Here is a 14,689-nt window from a genome sequence, read left to right as displayed (position 1 = left end):
CATGACCGCCCCGACCGGACGTCGCGAACGCAAGAAGGCCGCGACCCGACAGAAGATCGCCGACGCCGCCCTGCGGCTCTTCCTGGAGCGCGGCTACGAGGAGGTGGGCATCCGCGAGGTGGCCGCCGAGGCCGACGTCGCCGTGACCACGCTCTTCGCGCACTTCCCCTCGAAGGAGGCGCTGGTCTTCGCGCGGGACCGGGACTTCGAGCGCGGCCTGGTCGACGCGGTCGCCGAACGGGCCCCGCACGAGCCCCTGGTCCCGGCGCTGCGCCGCGAGGTGCTGGCCATGGTGCGGCACTGCGCGGTGGAGGGGGCCGCCCCGGTCCGGCGGCTGGTCGAGGGTTCGACCGCCCTGCGCCGGCACGAGGAGTCGATGCTGCTGCGCCACGCGGACGCGTTGGCGGCGGCCGTCGCCGACGACCTCGGGCTGCCCCGGGCGACGACGGCCTGCCGGGCGCTCGCGCGGTTCGTCGTCGACGCCCACGTCCTGGCCAGGGGAGCCGACGACCCGGAGGCCGCCGTCGGGGAGATCTTCCCGATGATCGAGGCGGCCTGGTCCGCCGCCCGCCACCCCGGGACCACGGATCAGTCGGCGACCCAGCCGTCGTAGTCCAGGTCCGCCTCGGTGAGGCCGATCTCCCGCATCACCCCGTGGATGGTCTCCACCGACTCCCGGTTGGTGCTGCCGCGCCAGACGGGCAGGTTCATGCGTTCCGCCAACTCCGGTGCCAGCTCGCTGATCTCGGGCAGCGCCTCGCGGAACGAGTCCGGGTCCTCGGCGATCGACTCGGCCGTCCGCTCCACCCCCGCCCGGAACGCCGCCACCAGCTCCGGGTTCTCCGCCACCCGCTCCGAGGTCATCAGATAGGTGCCGATCTGGAGCCCCGGCCGGGTGTGGACATAGGGGCCGGCCAGCGGGCGCAGCCCCTGGGAGGTCCCGATGGTGGCGAACGGCTCGATCAGCACGCCCGCGTCCACGTCGCCCCGGCCGATCGCGGCCGGCATGTCCGGCAGCGGCATCTCGACGAAGCGGACGTCGTCATTGGTCAGCCCGGCCTCGCCGAGGACGGAGTTGACGACCACGTCGTTGATGTTCTGCAGCGAGTTGACGGCGATCCGCGTGCCGTCCAGGTCGTCGGGCGAGGTGATCGGGCTGTCCTCGGGCACCACCAGCTGCGCGAAGTCCCGTTCCTCCGTCTCGTCGGTCGAGGTGCCGGCCGCCACCATCTGGATCGGCATCCGCCGGCCCATCGCGATCAGCGCGGAGACCACGTTGGAACCGGCCACGTCGATGTCGCCGCTGAGCAGCGCCGGGATCACGCTGGCGCCGCCGCTGGACGGGCTGACCTGGAGGTCGACCCCCTCGTCGGCGAAGTACCCCTGGCGCACACCGTAGGCGAGGAAGGAGGAGGGCACCCCGGCCGTCTCCGAGACCACCAGGGTGTCGCCGTCGCCGCCGCCCGCTATGTTGGCGCCCGACAGGTCGCCGCCGTAGTCGGTGCACGCCGCCGTGGTCAGCACCATCAACCCGGCGAGCCCGCCCGCCAACGCGCCGGCGCGGCGCCCCGGGCGCGCGGTCGATCGCCGCCCGCTCATGCCGCCACCGACCCGCCGTCGATCGCGGCGAACAGCTCGCCACGCAGCCGGGCGAACTCCGGCTCCTGCTTGGTCAACACCTGGTCCCTGGGCCGCGGCAGGTCCACCGTGACCGCGTGCCCCACCGTCGCCGGCGGGCGCAGCACCAGCACCCGGTCGCCCAGGTAGATCGCCTCGTCGATGTCGTGGGTCACGAAGAGCACGGTGATCCCGTAGCGCTCCTTCACCCGCAGCAGCAGGTCCTCCAGGCCGGACCTGGTCTGGGCGTCCACCGAGGCGAACGGCTCGTCCATCAGCAGGATGCGCGGCCGGTACGCCAGGGCGCGCGCGATCGCGACGCGCTGCTGCATCCCGCCCGACAGCTGCCACGGGTAGCGGTCGCCCCGGTCGGCCAGCCCGACCGCCTCCAGCGCCTCCTCGGTCGCCCGCCGCGCGTCGTTCCTCTCGACGCCCTTGTAGCGCAGCGGGAAGGCGATGTTGCGGCGGACCGTCATCCAGGGCAGCAGCGAGCGGCTGTAGTCCTGGAAGACGAAGGCCATGTCCTCCGGCGGCCCGGTGACCGGCTTCCCGCGCAGCGTGATCTCGCCGGCGGTGAACGGGATCAGCCCGGACAGACAGCGCAGCATCGTTGTCTTGCCGCAGCCCGAGGAGCCGAGGATGCAGACGAACTCCTGGTCACCGACCGTGAAGTCGAGGTCGGCGACGGCCGGAGCCGCGGACGGGTCGGGTCCGTAGACCTTCCGCAGATGGGAAACTTCGAGCATCAGACTTCTCCGTCGGACGAGGCGGACGAGTGGGCGGGCGTGGGGGAGGGGGAGGCGCGTCGCTTCCCGAAGGGCGACCGCCCGGCGGAACGGGTGCGCCCCGTCGCCGGACCCGCCAGCCCCTTGAGGCCGAAGTGCCAGGCCAGCACGCGGCGTTCGACCCGCAGAAAGAGCCAGTTCAGTACGTAACCGAGCACGCCGAGCAGGATGATGCCGGTCCACATCTCCGGGATCGCGAACGAGCGCTGCTGCTCCAGCACGAAGTAGCCGAGACCGTTGCTGCTGGCCACCATCTCGGAGACGACCATGAGGATGATCGCGATCGCGAGCGAGGTGCGCATGCCCGCGAAGATCCGGGGCCCGGCCGCCGGCAGGATGATGCGCCAGATCCGGGCGGCCAGCGGGATGCGGTAGGCGCGCGCCATGTCCAGCTGCTGGGAGTCCACGCCGCGCACACCGTCGATCGTGTTGAGCAGGATGGGCCAGACCGCGCCCAGCACGATGACGAAGATCTTGGAGCTGTCACCGGAGCCGAAGAGCAGCAGCGAGAACGGGATCAACGCCGGCGCCGGCAGGGCCCGCAGGAACTCCACCACCGGCTCGGCGGCCGTCCGCAGCACCCGGGACATCCCGAGCAGCAGCCCCACCGACACGCCGACCAGCACCGAGGCCAGATACCCGGCGCTCATCCGGGTCAGCGAGGGCACCAGGTCGCTGCCGACGCGGTCGAAGAGCCACAGCTCCCCGAAGTACCGCCCGATCTCGTCCAGCGGCGGGAAGTAGAAGCTCTGCGCCCGGGAGGCCCAGACGCCGTAGCCGACCAACACGGCCACGGGCAGGGCGAGTTCGAGCAGGAATCCGAGGACTCTGCGGTTCACTGGGCGACCTCCTGGCGCTGCGAGGGATGCCACTTCAGCAGTCGGCGTTCGATCGCCTGGAACGCGAGGTTGATCACCCAGCCGACGAGTCCGGTCACGATGATCAGCGCGTACATGCGCGGCAGGTTGGCGTTGGACTGGGCGACCACGATCGACTGGCCGAGCCCGGGGGCGCCCACCACCAGCTCGGCGGTGACGGCCAGCACCAGCGCGATGGCCGAGGCGATCCGCAGCCCGGTGGCGATGTAGGGGGCGGCGCTCGGCAGTGTGACCCGCAGGAAGCGGGCGTGGGCCGGCAGGCCGTAGGACCGGGCGGTGTCCCGCACCACCGGGTCCACGTCCTGCACGCCGTAGATCACCTGGAGCAGGATCGGCCAGAAGGTGACGAAGACGATCAGGAAGACCTTCATCTCCAGGCCGACGCCGTAGACCAGCACCGCCAGCGGGATCAGCGCGACCGAGGGCACCGGCCGGCAGAACTCGATCACGACGCGGGTCATCCGGTACGCGGTCGCGTTCGAGCCCAGCAGGATGCCGCAGGGCACCGCCAGCACCGTGGCCAGCGCGATGCCCAGGCCCCAGCCGCTGAGCGTCCTGCCGATCTCGGTCCACAGCGGCTGCCCGGCGGCGAGTTTGAAGAGCTCGACGTAGGTGTCGGTGATCGGCGGGAACCAGTCGCGCGAGAGCAGTCCGGTACGGGAGCACGCCTCCAGGGCCAGCAGCACCACCAGCACGCCGCTGACCTTCAGGCCGAGGTCGCGCAGCCAGCGCTGACCGAGCAGCCGCCGAAGGCTTCCGGAGGTGTCCGCCAGGTTCGCCCGAGCTGTCCCCCGCGGAGCACTTGTGACCGTTGCGGTCCCTTCGAGGCTCATGATGCGACAGAGGTAGTTTCGGACCAGCTCATGGCGACTCCTTCGTGCGTGAAGCGGGTGCCTCGCAAGCTACGACCTGATTCCGCCTACAGCAATACATTCGCTGGAAGTTCCCTCTATAAGAAAAACAGCCGGTCCCGGGCGGGGGAAAATCGGGCATGAGCGATAAAAGACGGCGGTGCCGCGCCCCCGCTGGCCGGGGGGCGCGGCACCGCCGCGTGGTGGGTTCCGGGCGTCGCGCCCGGGGTGTCAGCCCCTGATGCGCTCGCTGATCCAGGCACCGGACTCCTTCAGCGAGCCCGGGTCGGACCAGGAGCCCGCGTCGCAGGTGCCGGGCTGGAAGACGGCGCCGGTGCGGAAGTCGTCCGAGTAGTTCCAGTTGGTCCAGCTGATGTTCTTCTCGGCCAGCAGGTCCAGGTACCGCTCGGCGAACGCGAAGTCGGCGCCGCCGTCACCGGTGTACTCCTCGGTGCCGAACTCCGTGACGAAGATGGGCAGTTGGTCGGCGGCGCGGGCCAGGGTGTCGATGTAGCCCTCCTGGTGGGAGGCCGCGTAGAAGTGGAACGTGTACATCACGTTCTCCGCGTTCACCGGATCGGCGACGATCTCCGCCTCGTCCGAGCCGTCCGAGACGCCCAGCGAGGACCAGCCCGGGGTGCCGACGATCACCACGCCGTCCGGATCGCCGGCCCGCACGACCGGGATGACCTCCTCGGCGTAGCTCCTGATCGAGGACCAGCCGACGCCGTTGGGCTCGTTGGCGATCTCGTACAGCAGGTTGTCCTGGTCGCCGTGGCGCGCGGTGATCTCCGTGAAGAACTGCTTGGCCAGTTCGGTGTTCGCGTTCGGGTCGCCGGGGGTCAACATGTGCCAGTCGACGACCACGTACATGTCCCGCGCGGTCGCCTGGTCGATGATCCGGCTGGCCAGGTCGGTGAAGTAGGCGGGATCCGTCTCGTAGCCGTCCTCCTGCACATAGGTGGAGACGCGGATCACGTCGGCGCCCCAGTCGTCGGCCAGGACGTCCAGGGACTCGTCGGTCACGCAGTTCTCGAACCACTGGGTGCCGTGCGTGCTCATGCCGCGCAGCTGCACGGGCTCGCCGCTCTCGCCGCAGAGCGTGGTCCCGCACACCTCCAGCGCGCCGTGCTCGGCGAACGGGGTGACGGCCTCCGGCGCCGCCTCGGCGGCCTCGCCCTCCTCGCCCGCGGTGGCCAACGAGGCGCCGGCGAAGGCCGTGCCCGCCGCCAGCACGCCGGCCAACCACAGGCGCGCCGAACGGTGTTGACGCGACCTGCTGCGGGCGCGCGGGGGCTGGTCCGCGGAACCCTGGACTTCCGAACGAGAGGATCGCGATATGCGCATAACCTGTCTTCTCCGATCGCGCCGGGGCGGGGCGGCCCAAGGCGGTGGGGGATCGCGGGAGCTGGGTCGGCCCTGAAAGTAAGCAGACTTCGGGAAGCCGTCAATAGTCTGGACCAATACCCGAGTTGGGTCCGAACGCCCTTCGCACGCCCTTCCGGAGATGCCCCGCCGCGCGTCGCGCGGTGTGACCTGTCACGGAGAAGCGGCCCCTGGTCACGGGGAGGCTTGGTAGTGTGCCGGGAGGATTGGCTGTTGAGCTAACTGGCTCGTGTGGTGAGGTGTGTTATGACGCAGGGCAGGGTTGTCCGTTTTGACGACATCCGCGGTTACGGATTCATCATCCCGGACGAGGGAGGTGAAGACGTCTTCATGCACGCGAACGACCTTCTGGATGACAAGCATCTGTACCAGCCGGGCGCCGTCGTGGAGTTCGACGTCGCCGAGGGGGAACGCGGTCCGAAGGCGTCGCTGGTGAGCGTCGTCAGGAAGGGCGCCGCGGCGCCGGCCGAGGCCCCGCAGCCCGTCGCGGCCCGCGCGGAGCCGGCCGCCGCCGGGGGAGGGGTGGTCGAGGACGGGTTGTGCGACGTGCTCTCGCCGCGCGAGTTCCGGCAGGAGCTGACCGAGACGCTGTTGGAGGGCGTCCCCAGCCTGACCGCCGCCCAGATCCTCCAGGTCCGCCAGGGCGTGGAACGCCTCGCCCGCGGCCACGGCTGGCTCGCCTCCTGACCCACCCCACCCCGGCCCTCCCTCCACCGGAGGCCCCCCGCGCCCCGCCGGCCCCCCACCACGCCCGGCGGGGCGCGGTCGTGTCGGGGCCCACGCGGCGAGGGCGCGTTCCGCGCGGGAGCGTCGCCGAACTCGGAGACCGCGTACGGACTCGCGGGCCGCGAAGGCGGCTACGAGCAACGGCAGGCGGCGGGACAGCGCTCGGCGCGATCGCGGGGGCGCCCCGGCCGGCCGGTCGCGGATTTTCCCCGGTCCTGAAGCCTCGCCGCGCGGTGGCTACGGAAACGCCTGGGAGATCTCCCGTTCGATCTCGGTGAGCAGCTCCATCAGGTCCTCCGAGCCCTCCCGCTCGACCCAGCGGCGGGTGGCGATGCGCAGGGACGTGAGGAAGGCGCCGGCGTAGACCTCGGGGCGGATGTGGTCGGTGCCCGGGCGGCCGGTGATGGCGTCGACCAGGTCGCGTTCCAGCGCCACGTGCATGCTCATCTGCCGCGCCAGCAGCGACGGGTGGCGCATCGCGAGCTTGCTGCGGGCCGCCCAGGCGCGTTCCTCCGGGGTGCCCGCGCGGGGGGAGAGAGAGTGGGCGGCGGCGAGGAGGGCCTGCCAGGCGGACTCCTCGGGCGGGCGCTGGCGCAGCGTCTCGACGAGGGTCCTGGTGCGCCGCTCCTCGTCGAAGAGGAGGGCGTCCTCCTTGGACGAGAAGTAGTTGGAGAAGGTCCGCCGCGAGATGTCGGCGGCGTCGGCGATCGCCTCCACGGTGACGTTCTCGATGCCGTGCTCTACGGTCAGGCGCAACGCGGCCTCGTGTACCGCCTGCCGGGTGGCGGCCTTCTTGCGCTCGCGCAGTCCCGTGATGGTCTCCATGTCCGAGATCTTACCTGGCGGGCAAAGTTACCCACTGAGCAATTATGCCCAAAGTGCATGTACAGTGAAACGGTCTTCTCACACACACCCGGAACGTCTCCGCTGGAGGTCGCGCGTGAGCGCACAGACCGTCGTGCCGTCCCAGGGCGCGCCGATGGACCACCGTCATGTCCTGCGGGCCATGAGTGGACTGATGACCGTTCTCTTTATGGCGATGATCAGTTCGACGATCGTCTCGGTCGCCCTGCCGCAGATCATCGGCTCGCTGAACGGCACCCAGTCCCAGTACACCTGGGTGGTCACCGCCACCCTGCTGACATCCACCGCCTCCACCCCGGTCTGGGGCAAGCTCGCCGACCTCTTCAGCAAGAAGCTGCTGCTCACCATCGGCATCCTGATCTTCAGCCTCTCGTCGCTGGCCTGCGGGTTCGCGCAGAGCGCGGAGCAGCTGATCGCCTTCCGCGCCGTGCAGGGGCTGGGGCTCGGCGCCCTCCAGGTGCTGGTCCAGGTGGTGATCGCGGCCATGGTCAGCCCCAAGGAGCGCGGGCGTTACAACGGCTACCTCGGCGGCGTGATGGCCGTCGCCACCGTCGGCGGTCCGCTGCTCGGCGGGGCCATCACCGACCTGTCGTGGCTGGGCTGGCGCTGGTGCTTCTTCGTCGGGGTGCCGTTCACGCTGCTGGCGCTGGTGATGCTCGCCCGCACGCTGAAGCTGGTCGAGGTGCGCCGCCCGGACGCCACGGTGGACTACCTGGGTGCCTCGCTGATCGCCGTGAGCGTGAGCCTGCTGCTGCTCTGGGTCACCTTCGTCGACGCCGAGTTCGCCTGGCTCTCCTGGCAGACCGGCGCCATGGTCGGCTCCGCGCTGGTGCTCGGCCTGGCCGCGGTGCTGGTCGAGGCGCGGGTGCGGGAGCCGGTCGTCCCGCTGCACGTGGTGCGGCGCCGGGACCCGGCGCTGGCGATCGTGGCCAGCCTCTCGGTCGGCATGGCGATGTTCGGCGGCGCGGTCTTCCTCGGCCAGTACTTCCAGGTCGGGCGCGGCTACACGCCCACCGAGGCCGGCCTGCTGACCATACCGATGATGGCGGGGGTGCTGCTCAGCGCCGCGGTCTCGGGCCGGCTGGTCTCCCGCACCGGGCACGTCAAGCCGTTCATCGTCGCCGGCGTGGTCTCGCTCACGCTGGGCTTTCTGACGCTGTCCACCATCGACCACCAGACCTCGCTCGGGATCGTCGGCGCCGGGATGTTCCTCGTCGGCGTCGGCGTGGGCATGTCGATGCAGAACCTGCTGCTGGTGGTGCAGAACACCGTCCCGCTGAACGAGATCGGCGCCGCCTCAGGGGTCGTCACCTTCTTCCGTTCGCTCGGCGGCACCATGGGCGTCTCGGTGCTCGGCGCGGTCCTCGCCCACCAGGTGTCGACGAAGATCGCCGAGGGGCTGACCGCCGCCGGCATTCCGGCCTCGGGCGACGCGGCCGGCGGCTCGACGCTCAACGTCGAGGCGATGGACCCGGCGGTCAGGGGCATCGTGCGGGCCGCCTACGGGGACGCGACCGGCCACATCTTCCTGATCTCGGCCGGCATCGCGCTGGTCGGCCTGCTCGCGGCGCTCTTTCTCACCCCGACCACGCTGCGTGACAGTCTCGACCTCGCGCCGGCCCCCGAGGGCGACGGGGAGCAGGCGCGCGAAGAGCGGGCGCCCGCCGCCGCCAAGCCGTGACCCGCGGTGGGGACGAGCGCGTGAGCCCGGGGCTCCGGGCCGGCTGAACGGGCAACGCGGCGGCGCGTCGCGGGAGTTGTCGACGCTCTCGGGGCGCGCCGCCGCCCGGCGTGGAGAGTTGGGGTGCCCGGCGGCCCGACGGCGACCGTAGTCTAAGCTTAGGCTTACCTAAGCTCCGCGTCGTTCAACTCGTCGGACCCCCCGTCCGCCACCCGTCGCGTCCCCGACGGGACAGGCCCCAACAGAAGGAACGTCCATGCCGCTCACCCCGCTCAGCGCGCGCCGTCAGCGTCTCGTCCTCGCCGCCGTGGCCACCTCGGCGGCGCTGGTGCTCAGCGGCTGCTCGTCCTCGGACGACGACGGGTCCACCGAGTCGTCGTCCGGCGAGGGGGAGGGCGGCGGGGCGTTCCCCGTCACCATCGAGAGCGCCCTCGGCGACGCCGAGATAGACGAGCGGCCGGAGCGCGTCGTCACCCTCGGCCAGGGCTCGGCCGAGACCGCGATCGCCCTCGGCAGCACCCCCGTCGGCATCGAGTCCTACGAGTGGGGCAGCGACGACACCGGCTACCTGCCGTGGATCCACGAGGCGGTGACCGAGCGCGGCGACGAGCTGCCCACGCAGTTCACCGGCGGCGAGAACATCGACTTCGACGCCATCCTGGAGCTGGAGCCCGACGTCATCCTGGCGCCCTGGTCCGGGATCACCCAGGACCAGTTCGACATCCTCAACGACATCGCGCCGACCGTGGCCTACCCCGACCTGCCGTGGTCCACCAACTGGGACCAGCAGATCGAGCTGGTCGCCACCGCGCTCGGCCAGCCCGACCAGGCCGACGTGCTGATCGGCGACATCCGCGACCAGCTCGCCGAGGCCGCCGCCTCCCGCCCGGAGTACGAGGGCGTCACCTTCTCCTACATCTACACCTCGGGTCCCGGCACCCTCGGCGTCTTCCTGCCGGAGGAGCAGCGGGTGGAGATGGTCTCCTCGCTCGGTCTGACCGTCGACCCGGTCGCCGAGACCTTCGAGGAGCTGGAGGGCACCGACTCGGCGATGATCGGCCTGGAGAACGCCGACCAACTCGGCGACAGCGACCTGGTCTTCACGTTCTACAGCGACGCGGAGACCCGCACCGAGATCGAGGGCCAGCCGCTGTACGCGGCCATCCCGGCCGTCGAGCGCGGCGGTATCGTCTCCAGCGACGACAACCCGTTCGTCACCGCCTCCTCGATCATCAACCCGCTGACCGTGCCCTGGAGCATCGACCGCTATCTGCCGCTGATCGACGAGGCGCTGACCACCCTCGACGACTGACCCGCCCCGACCACCGGCACGCACACCACGATGACCGTCACCACAGCAGCGAAGGCCGCCCCAGGCCGCGCCACGTCCCGGGGGCCGGGCGCCGTCAGGATCGCCGGCCTCCTCGTCCTCTGCCTGGCGGCACTGGCGGCGGCGATGGCGGCCAGCGTCGTCTTCGGCGCGAAGACCACCTCGCTCGGCGACGTGTTCGCGACGCTCGGCGGCGACGCCGACCCCTATGTCGCGACCGTCGTCGAGAGCCGCTACCCGCGCACCGCGCTCGGCGTGCTGGCCGGCGTCAGCCTGGCCGTCGCCGGCACCCTGATGCAGGGCATCACCCGCAACCCGCTCGCCGACCCAGGACTGCTGGGCGTCAACGCCGGCGCCTCGGCCGGGGTGGTGACCGCGACCGCGTTCCTCGGCGCCGGCGGCCAGTCGGGCGCGGTCTGGTGGGCGCTGCCCGGCGCGTTCCTGGCCGGGCTGCTGGTCTACGCGATCGGCTCGGCCGGCGCCTCGACGGGGCTGGTGCGGCTGGTGCTGGCCGGCGCCGTGGTCTCGGCGGTGCTGGCCGCCTACATCCAGCTGGTGACGCTCAGCAATCCCGACACGTTCGACAGCTACCGCTACTGGGTGGTGGGCGCGCTCGGTGGCCGGCCGATGGAGATCTTCTGGACGGCGCTGCCGTTCGCCGCCGTCGGCCTCGTCCTCGCGCTGCTGCTGTCCGGCGGGCTCAACGCGCTGGCGCTGGGCGACGACTCGGCGCACTCGCTGGGCGCCAACCCCACGCTGATCAGGGCGGGCGGGCTGCTGGCCGCCACCCTGCTGTGCGCGTCGGCCACCGCGGCCGTCGGCCCGATCGCCTTCGTCGGCCTGGCCGTTCCGCACATCGTGCGGGCGGTGGTCGGCATCGACTTCCGGCTCCAACTGGCCTTCTCGGCCGTCGTCGGGCCGACGCTGCTGCTCCTCGCCGACGTGCTGGGCCGGGTGGTGATGCGCCCCTCGGAGCTGATGGTCGGCGTGGTCACCGCGTTCGTGGGCGCGCCCGTGCTGCTCTACGCGGTGCGCCGGATGAGGGGGACGGCGTGACCGCGACGGAGGAACGCGCCGAGGGGGCGCGCGTCCGGGGGGCGCGCGGGGAACGCCCCCGGGGCATGGTCGTGATCGGGCGCCGGCTGGCGCTGCCGATGAGCCGGGCGGCGCTGCTGGTCGGCGTCGGCATCGTGCTGGCGCTGGTGGCCGCCTCGGTGGCGACGCTCACCATGGGGAAACTCGGCGTGCCGCTCGGCGAGTTGCCCACCGCGCTGACCGGTGGCGCCGAGGGCAAGTCGCTCTTCGTGCTGGACCGGCTGCGCGGCCCCCGGCTGGTGGTGGCGATCGCCGCCGGCGCCGCGTTCGGGCTCTCCGGCGCGCTCTTCCAGTCCGTCACCCGCAACCCGCTGGGCAGCCCCGACGTCATCGGGCTGAGCGGCGGGGCCGGGGCCGGGGCGGCCGTGGTGGCGTTGAAGATGCCGGACGTGCCGGTCTCGCTGGGGGCGCTGGTCGGCGCGGGGGCGGCGATCGCGCTGGTGTACTTCTCCACGGGCACCGGCTTCCGCGACCCCGGCCGGCTGATCGTGGCCGGCATCGGCGTCGCCGCCATCGCGCTCGCGATCACCCAGTACGTGGTCTACGCGGTCGAACGGGAACGCGCCACCGCGCTGACCGCCTATGTCAACGGCTCGCTGGCCGCGCGTTCCTGGGAGGACGCCCGGGACATCGGGCTGGCGCTGCTGGTGCTGCTGCCGTTGACCCTGGCGCTGGCCAGGCGGCTGGACATCGGCGAGATGGGCGACGAGATCGCCGCCGCGCTGGGCGCCGAACCCAAGCGGACCCGCACGCGGGCGGTGCTGCTCTCGGTGCTGCTGTCGGCCGCCGCGATCAGCGTCGCCGGGCCGATCGCGTTCATCGCGCTGACCGCGCCGCAGATCGCCCGCCGGCTCACCGGCGGCTCGGGCGCGCACCTGCTGCTCTCCGCGCTGACGGGCTCGCTGCTGCTGGTCCTCGCCGACCTGGCCGCCCAGCAACTGCCCATGGACGACATGCCGGTGGGCATCTACACGATGGCCATCGGCGGCCTCTACCTCGGCTATCTGCTCACCAGGGAATGGCGGAAGGGACGACTGTGACCAGCGACGAGCGGACCGGAGCGCCGGCGGAGGCGACGGGCAAGGGGCTGAGCGCGCGGGGGGTGACGCTCTCCTACGGGGGCGTGCCCGTGGTGCGCGAGCTGAGCCTGGACCTGCCGCACGGCGGGCTGACGATGATCATCGGCCCCAACGGCTGCGGAAAGTCCACGCTGGTCAAGGCGTTGGCCAGGGCCATCAAGCCCGACGCGGGCACCATCCTGCTCAACGGCACCGACCTGCGCGCCTACCGGGGCCGGGCGGTGGCCCGCGAGGTCGCGCTGCTGCCGCAGAGCCCGCTGGCGCCGGAGGGCATCAGCGTGCGCGGCCTGGTGCGGCGCGGCCGGTACCCGCACCACACGCTGCTGCGGCAGTGGTCGCCCGAGGACGACACCGCGATCGCCTTCGCGCTGGAGCGCACCGGCCTCACCGAGCTGGCCGAGGCGCGGGTCGGCGAGCTGTCCGGCGGGCAGCGGCAGCGGGTCTGGATCGCGATGGTCCTCGCCCAGCAGACCGAGCTGCTGCTGCTCGACGAGCCCACCACGTTCCTCGACATCGCCCACCAGTACGAACTGCTGGAACTGTGCGCGGAGTTGCACCGCGAGGGGCGCACCATCGTGGCGGTGCTGCACGACCTCAACCAGGCGGCCAGGTTCGCCAGCCACCTGGTGGTGATGCACGAGGGGCGGGTCGTCGCCGAGGGCCCGCCGGCCGAGGTGCTCACCGCCGGGCTGGTCGGCGAGGTCTTCGGGCTGCCCTGCGACATCGTCCCCGACCCGCGGACCTCGACGCCGATGGTGGTACCGCACGCGGCGGCCCACCGGGACCGCGTGCGGGGATAGCCGCCCCCGGCCCGCCCTGCCGCGGACCCGCCGCGACCGCCCGCCACGGCTGTCGCACCCCGCCTTCCGGGACCGTCAACGCCCGTGCGGCAGGACCGGCAGCTCCACATGGCCGTTGGAGACGAGGCTGCGCACGGGGCGCAGCGCCTCCGGCGCGACGGCGAGCCTGATGCCGGGGAAGCGGTCGAAGAGCGCCGGCAGCGCCACCGCCGCCTCCGCCCTGGCCAGCGGCGCGCCCAGGCAGAAGTGCGGGCCGTGGCCGAAGGACAGGTGCTCCTTGTTGACCCGTGAGATGTTGAAGTCGCCCGCCGTCTCGCCGTGCACCCGGGGGTGCCGGCCGGCCGCGCCGTAGGAAGCGAGGATCGTCTCGCCGGCCCGGATCAGCCCACCGTCGGGCAGCTCGATGTCCGAGACGGCGTACCGCAGCGGCAGATGGCTCACCGGCGCCTCGTACCGCAGCGCCTCCTCGATGACCTCGCCCCAGGGAACCCCGCCGGAGCGGACCAGTTCCCGCTGCTCGGGGTGGGTGAGCAGCGCGGTGACCGCCTGGTCCAGCAGGTTGGTCGTGGTCTCGTAGCCGGCGCTGACCACCAGCATCAGGGTGCTGGTCAGCTCGCCCTCGGAGAGCCGGGAGCCGTCGCCCTCCTCGTCCCTCGCCTCGATCAGCGCCGAGGTCAGGTCGTCGCCGGGCTCGGCCCTCCGGCGGGCCGCCAACGTGCCGAGCAGCGCGGAGTACTCCGCGTGGTTGGCCTGGGCCCGTTCCAGGGGGACGGAGGTGTCGAAGACGGTGCGCACCACGCGGCGGAAGTCGTCCGCCATCTCCTCGGGCACGCCGACCAGTTCGCTGATCACCCGCACCGGAACCGGTTCCGCCAGCGCCGCCCGCAGATCCACCGGGACGCCGGGCGCGACGGCGGCGATCGCGTCCACCAGCTCCGCGGTGATCGCCTCCACGCGCGGCAGCAGCGCGTTGACCCGGCGCGGGTTGAACGCCGGGCTGATCAGTCGACGCAGCCTGCGGTGCTCGGAGCCGTAGGCCGTGAACATGTTCTGCCCGTTCACCCACAGGTCCAGCGGCCAGCGGCCCACCACCCGCTCGGGGAACTCCGGCCAGTGCCGGTGCGGGTCCTTGGAGACCCGGGGGTCGGTGAGCAACCGCCGCAGCAGGTCGGGGTCGTTGACCGCCCAGACGGTGACGCCCACCAGGTCGGCCCGCACGGCGGCGCCGCCGGCGTGCAGGGCGGCCTCCTCGGCGCGGCGCGCGCCCCCCGTCGGGTCGAGGGACAGGGGTGTGGACTCGCTCATCCGACCGCCTCCGCGGGACACCGTGCACCAGTCGCACCGGAACGGACACGGCGCGGTCCGGTCGCCCTCGCCCGCCCCGCGCCCACCCGATTCCTCCCCCGCGGCCGGCCGGGGCACTCCCGCCCCGGGAGCCGGTTCACGCCGTTTCGCACGCCCCCGCGCGGGCACTGACGGTCACCCGGGGCGGGTCCGGCGTGGTGAAGGCGTAACTCCGGGGAAGAGGGCGAAAGTTGGGACAACGGACTCTTCTCTTCCCCAGTGCGCTGTGTCACTCTCCCGGAGCGAACCTCAC

Annotated in this window: 14 protein-coding genes; 7 read left to right on the top strand and 7 right to left on the bottom strand. The window is 72.2% G+C overall.

The window, feature by feature from the left end; genetic code table 11:
* The first annotated feature begins 1 nt into the window (after position 1).
* Positions 2 to 613, top strand: coding sequence for a TetR/AcrR family transcriptional regulator (locus tag FH715_RS14410; RefSeq protein WP_139645175.1), 612 nt, complete (start codon positions 2 to 4; stop codon positions 611 to 613).
* Here FH715_RS14410 and FH715_RS14405 read toward each other — a convergent pair.
* The 5 genes from FH715_RS14405 to FH715_RS14385 all read right to left on the bottom strand — a co-directional run bounded on the left by FH715_RS14405 (position 589) and on the right by FH715_RS14385 (position 5,478).
* Entirely contained in the window at positions 589 to 1,599 is a 1,011-nt protein-coding gene (locus FH715_RS14405; RefSeq protein ID WP_139645173.1) for an ABC transporter substrate-binding protein, read from the bottom strand. The genes FH715_RS14410 and FH715_RS14405 overlap by 25 nt on opposite strands.
* Positions 1,596 to 2,363: an ABC transporter ATP-binding protein gene (locus FH715_RS14400; protein ID WP_139645171.1), complete on the bottom strand. Its 768-nt coding sequence runs from the start codon at positions 2,361 to 2,363 to the stop codon at positions 1,596 to 1,598. The genes FH715_RS14405 and FH715_RS14400 overlap by 4 nt, the downstream gene beginning before the upstream one ends.
* Positions 2,363 to 3,241 carry an ABC transporter permease gene (locus FH715_RS14395; RefSeq protein WP_139645169.1) on the bottom strand — a complete coding sequence of 293 codons (879 nt, stop codon included), beginning with the start codon at positions 3,239 to 3,241 and terminating at the stop codon, positions 2,363 to 2,365. The genes FH715_RS14400 and FH715_RS14395 overlap by 1 nt, the downstream gene beginning before the upstream one ends.
* Positions 3,238 to 4,113 (bottom strand): ABC transporter permease, encoded by an 876-nt coding sequence (locus FH715_RS14390; RefSeq protein ID WP_139645167.1) that lies wholly within the window; start codon positions 4,111 to 4,113, stop codon positions 3,238 to 3,240. The genes FH715_RS14395 and FH715_RS14390 overlap by 4 nt, the downstream gene beginning before the upstream one ends.
* Before the next feature lie 249 nt (positions 4,114 to 4,362).
* A complete protein-coding gene (locus FH715_RS14385) occupies positions 4,363 to 5,478 on the bottom strand; it encodes a glycoside hydrolase family 5 protein (protein ID WP_139645165.1) in 1,116 nt (371 codons plus the stop codon).
* Positions 5,479 to 5,763: 285 nt separating this feature from the next.
* On the opposite strand from FH715_RS14385, the gene FH715_RS14380 reads away from it, so the two are divergent.
* Complete coding sequence (locus FH715_RS14380) at positions 5,764 to 6,204, top strand: cold-shock protein (RefSeq protein WP_139645163.1); 441 nt, start codon at positions 5,764 to 5,766, stop codon at positions 6,202 to 6,204.
* 276 nt (positions 6,205 to 6,480) lie between these two features.
* Here the strand turns inward: FH715_RS14380 and FH715_RS14375 are convergent, their stop codons facing one another.
* A complete protein-coding gene (locus FH715_RS14375) occupies positions 6,481 to 7,068 on the bottom strand; it encodes a TetR/AcrR family transcriptional regulator (RefSeq protein WP_139645161.1) in 588 nt (195 codons plus the stop codon).
* A gap of 154 nt (positions 7,069 to 7,222) precedes the next feature.
* On the opposite strand from FH715_RS14375, the gene FH715_RS14370 reads away from it, so the two are divergent.
* The 5 genes from FH715_RS14370 to FH715_RS14350 all read left to right on the top strand — a co-directional run bounded on the left by FH715_RS14370 (position 7,223) and on the right by FH715_RS14350 (position 13,092).
* A complete protein-coding gene (locus FH715_RS14370) occupies positions 7,223 to 8,788 on the top strand; it encodes an MDR family MFS transporter (protein WP_139645255.1) in 1,566 nt (521 codons plus the stop codon).
* A gap of 256 nt (positions 8,789 to 9,044) precedes the next feature.
* Entirely contained in the window at positions 9,045 to 10,100 is a 1,056-nt protein-coding gene (locus FH715_RS14365) for an iron-siderophore ABC transporter substrate-binding protein (RefSeq protein ID WP_139645157.1), read from the top strand.
* A gap of 30 nt (positions 10,101 to 10,130) precedes the next feature.
* Complete coding sequence (locus tag FH715_RS14360; RefSeq protein WP_139645155.1) at positions 10,131 to 11,174, top strand: FecCD family ABC transporter permease; 1,044 nt, start codon at positions 10,131 to 10,133, stop codon at positions 11,172 to 11,174.
* A 65-nt stretch (positions 11,175 to 11,239) separates the two neighbouring features.
* Complete coding sequence (locus FH715_RS14355) at positions 11,240 to 12,253, top strand: FecCD family ABC transporter permease (protein ID WP_139645253.1); 1,014 nt, start codon at positions 11,240 to 11,242, stop codon at positions 12,251 to 12,253.
* On the top strand, positions 12,232 to 13,092 hold the full coding sequence (locus tag FH715_RS14350) for an ABC transporter ATP-binding protein (protein WP_139645154.1): 861 nt from the start codon (positions 12,232 to 12,234) through the stop codon (positions 13,090 to 13,092). Before FH715_RS14355 ends, FH715_RS14350 begins: the two co-directional genes overlap by 22 nt.
* 75 nt (positions 13,093 to 13,167) lie before the next feature.
* Here FH715_RS14350 and FH715_RS14345 read toward each other — a convergent pair whose 3' ends face one another.
* A complete protein-coding gene (locus FH715_RS14345) occupies positions 13,168 to 14,397 on the bottom strand; it encodes a cytochrome P450 family protein (protein ID WP_139645152.1) in 1,230 nt (409 codons plus the stop codon).
* Positions 14,398 to 14,689 lie beyond the last annotated feature (292 nt).

Origin of the sequence: Streptomyces sedi (assembly GCF_006335015.1) — a bacterium.
Classification (GTDB): Bacteria; Actinomycetota; Actinomycetes; order Streptomycetales; family Streptomycetaceae; genus Streptomyces; species Streptomyces sedi.
The sequence above is the reverse complement of the archived record's forward strand: the minus strand, read 5'-3'. Positions and strand labels throughout refer to the sequence as shown.

Bases quoted from the DNA above. Each gene is read 5' to 3' on its own strand.
- FH715_RS14390 (WP_139645167.1), bottom strand. From the start codon at position 4,113: ATGAGCCTCGAAGGGACCGCAACGGTCACAAGTGCTCCGCGGGGGACA.
- FH715_RS14400 (WP_139645171.1), bottom strand. From the start codon at position 2,363: ATGCTCGAAGTTTCCCATCTGCGGAAGGTCTACGGACCCGACCCGTCC.
- FH715_RS14385 (WP_139645165.1), bottom strand. From the start codon at position 5,478: ATGCGCATATCGCGATCCTCTCGTTCGGAAGTCCAGGGTTCCGCGGAC.
- FH715_RS14405 (WP_139645173.1), bottom strand. From the start codon at position 1,599: ATGAGCGGGCGGCGATCGACCGCGCGCCCGGGGCGCCGCGCCGGCGCG.
- FH715_RS14350 (WP_139645154.1), top strand. From the start codon at position 12,232: ATGGCGGAAGGGACGACTGTGACCAGCGACGAGCGGACCGGAGCGCCG.
- FH715_RS14365 (WP_139645157.1), top strand. From the start codon at position 9,045: ATGCCGCTCACCCCGCTCAGCGCGCGCCGTCAGCGTCTCGTCCTCGCC.
- FH715_RS14380 (WP_139645163.1), top strand. From the start codon at position 5,764: ATGACGCAGGGCAGGGTTGTCCGTTTTGACGACATCCGCGGTTACGGA.
- FH715_RS14360 (WP_139645155.1), top strand. From the start codon at position 10,131: ATGACCGTCACCACAGCAGCGAAGGCCGCCCCAGGCCGCGCCACGTCC.
- FH715_RS14355 (WP_139645253.1), top strand. From the start codon at position 11,240: ATGGTCGTGATCGGGCGCCGGCTGGCGCTGCCGATGAGCCGGGCGGCG.
- FH715_RS14370 (WP_139645255.1), top strand. From the start codon at position 7,223: ATGGACCACCGTCATGTCCTGCGGGCCATGAGTGGACTGATGACCGTT.
- FH715_RS14345 (WP_139645152.1), bottom strand. From the start codon at position 14,397: ATGAGCGAGTCCACACCCCTGTCCCTCGACCCGACGGGGGGCGCGCGC.
- FH715_RS14375 (WP_139645161.1), bottom strand. From the start codon at position 7,068: ATGGAGACCATCACGGGACTGCGCGAGCGCAAGAAGGCCGCCACCCGG.
- FH715_RS14410 (WP_139645175.1), top strand. From the start codon at position 2: ATGACCGCCCCGACCGGACGTCGCGAACGCAAGAAGGCCGCGACCCGA.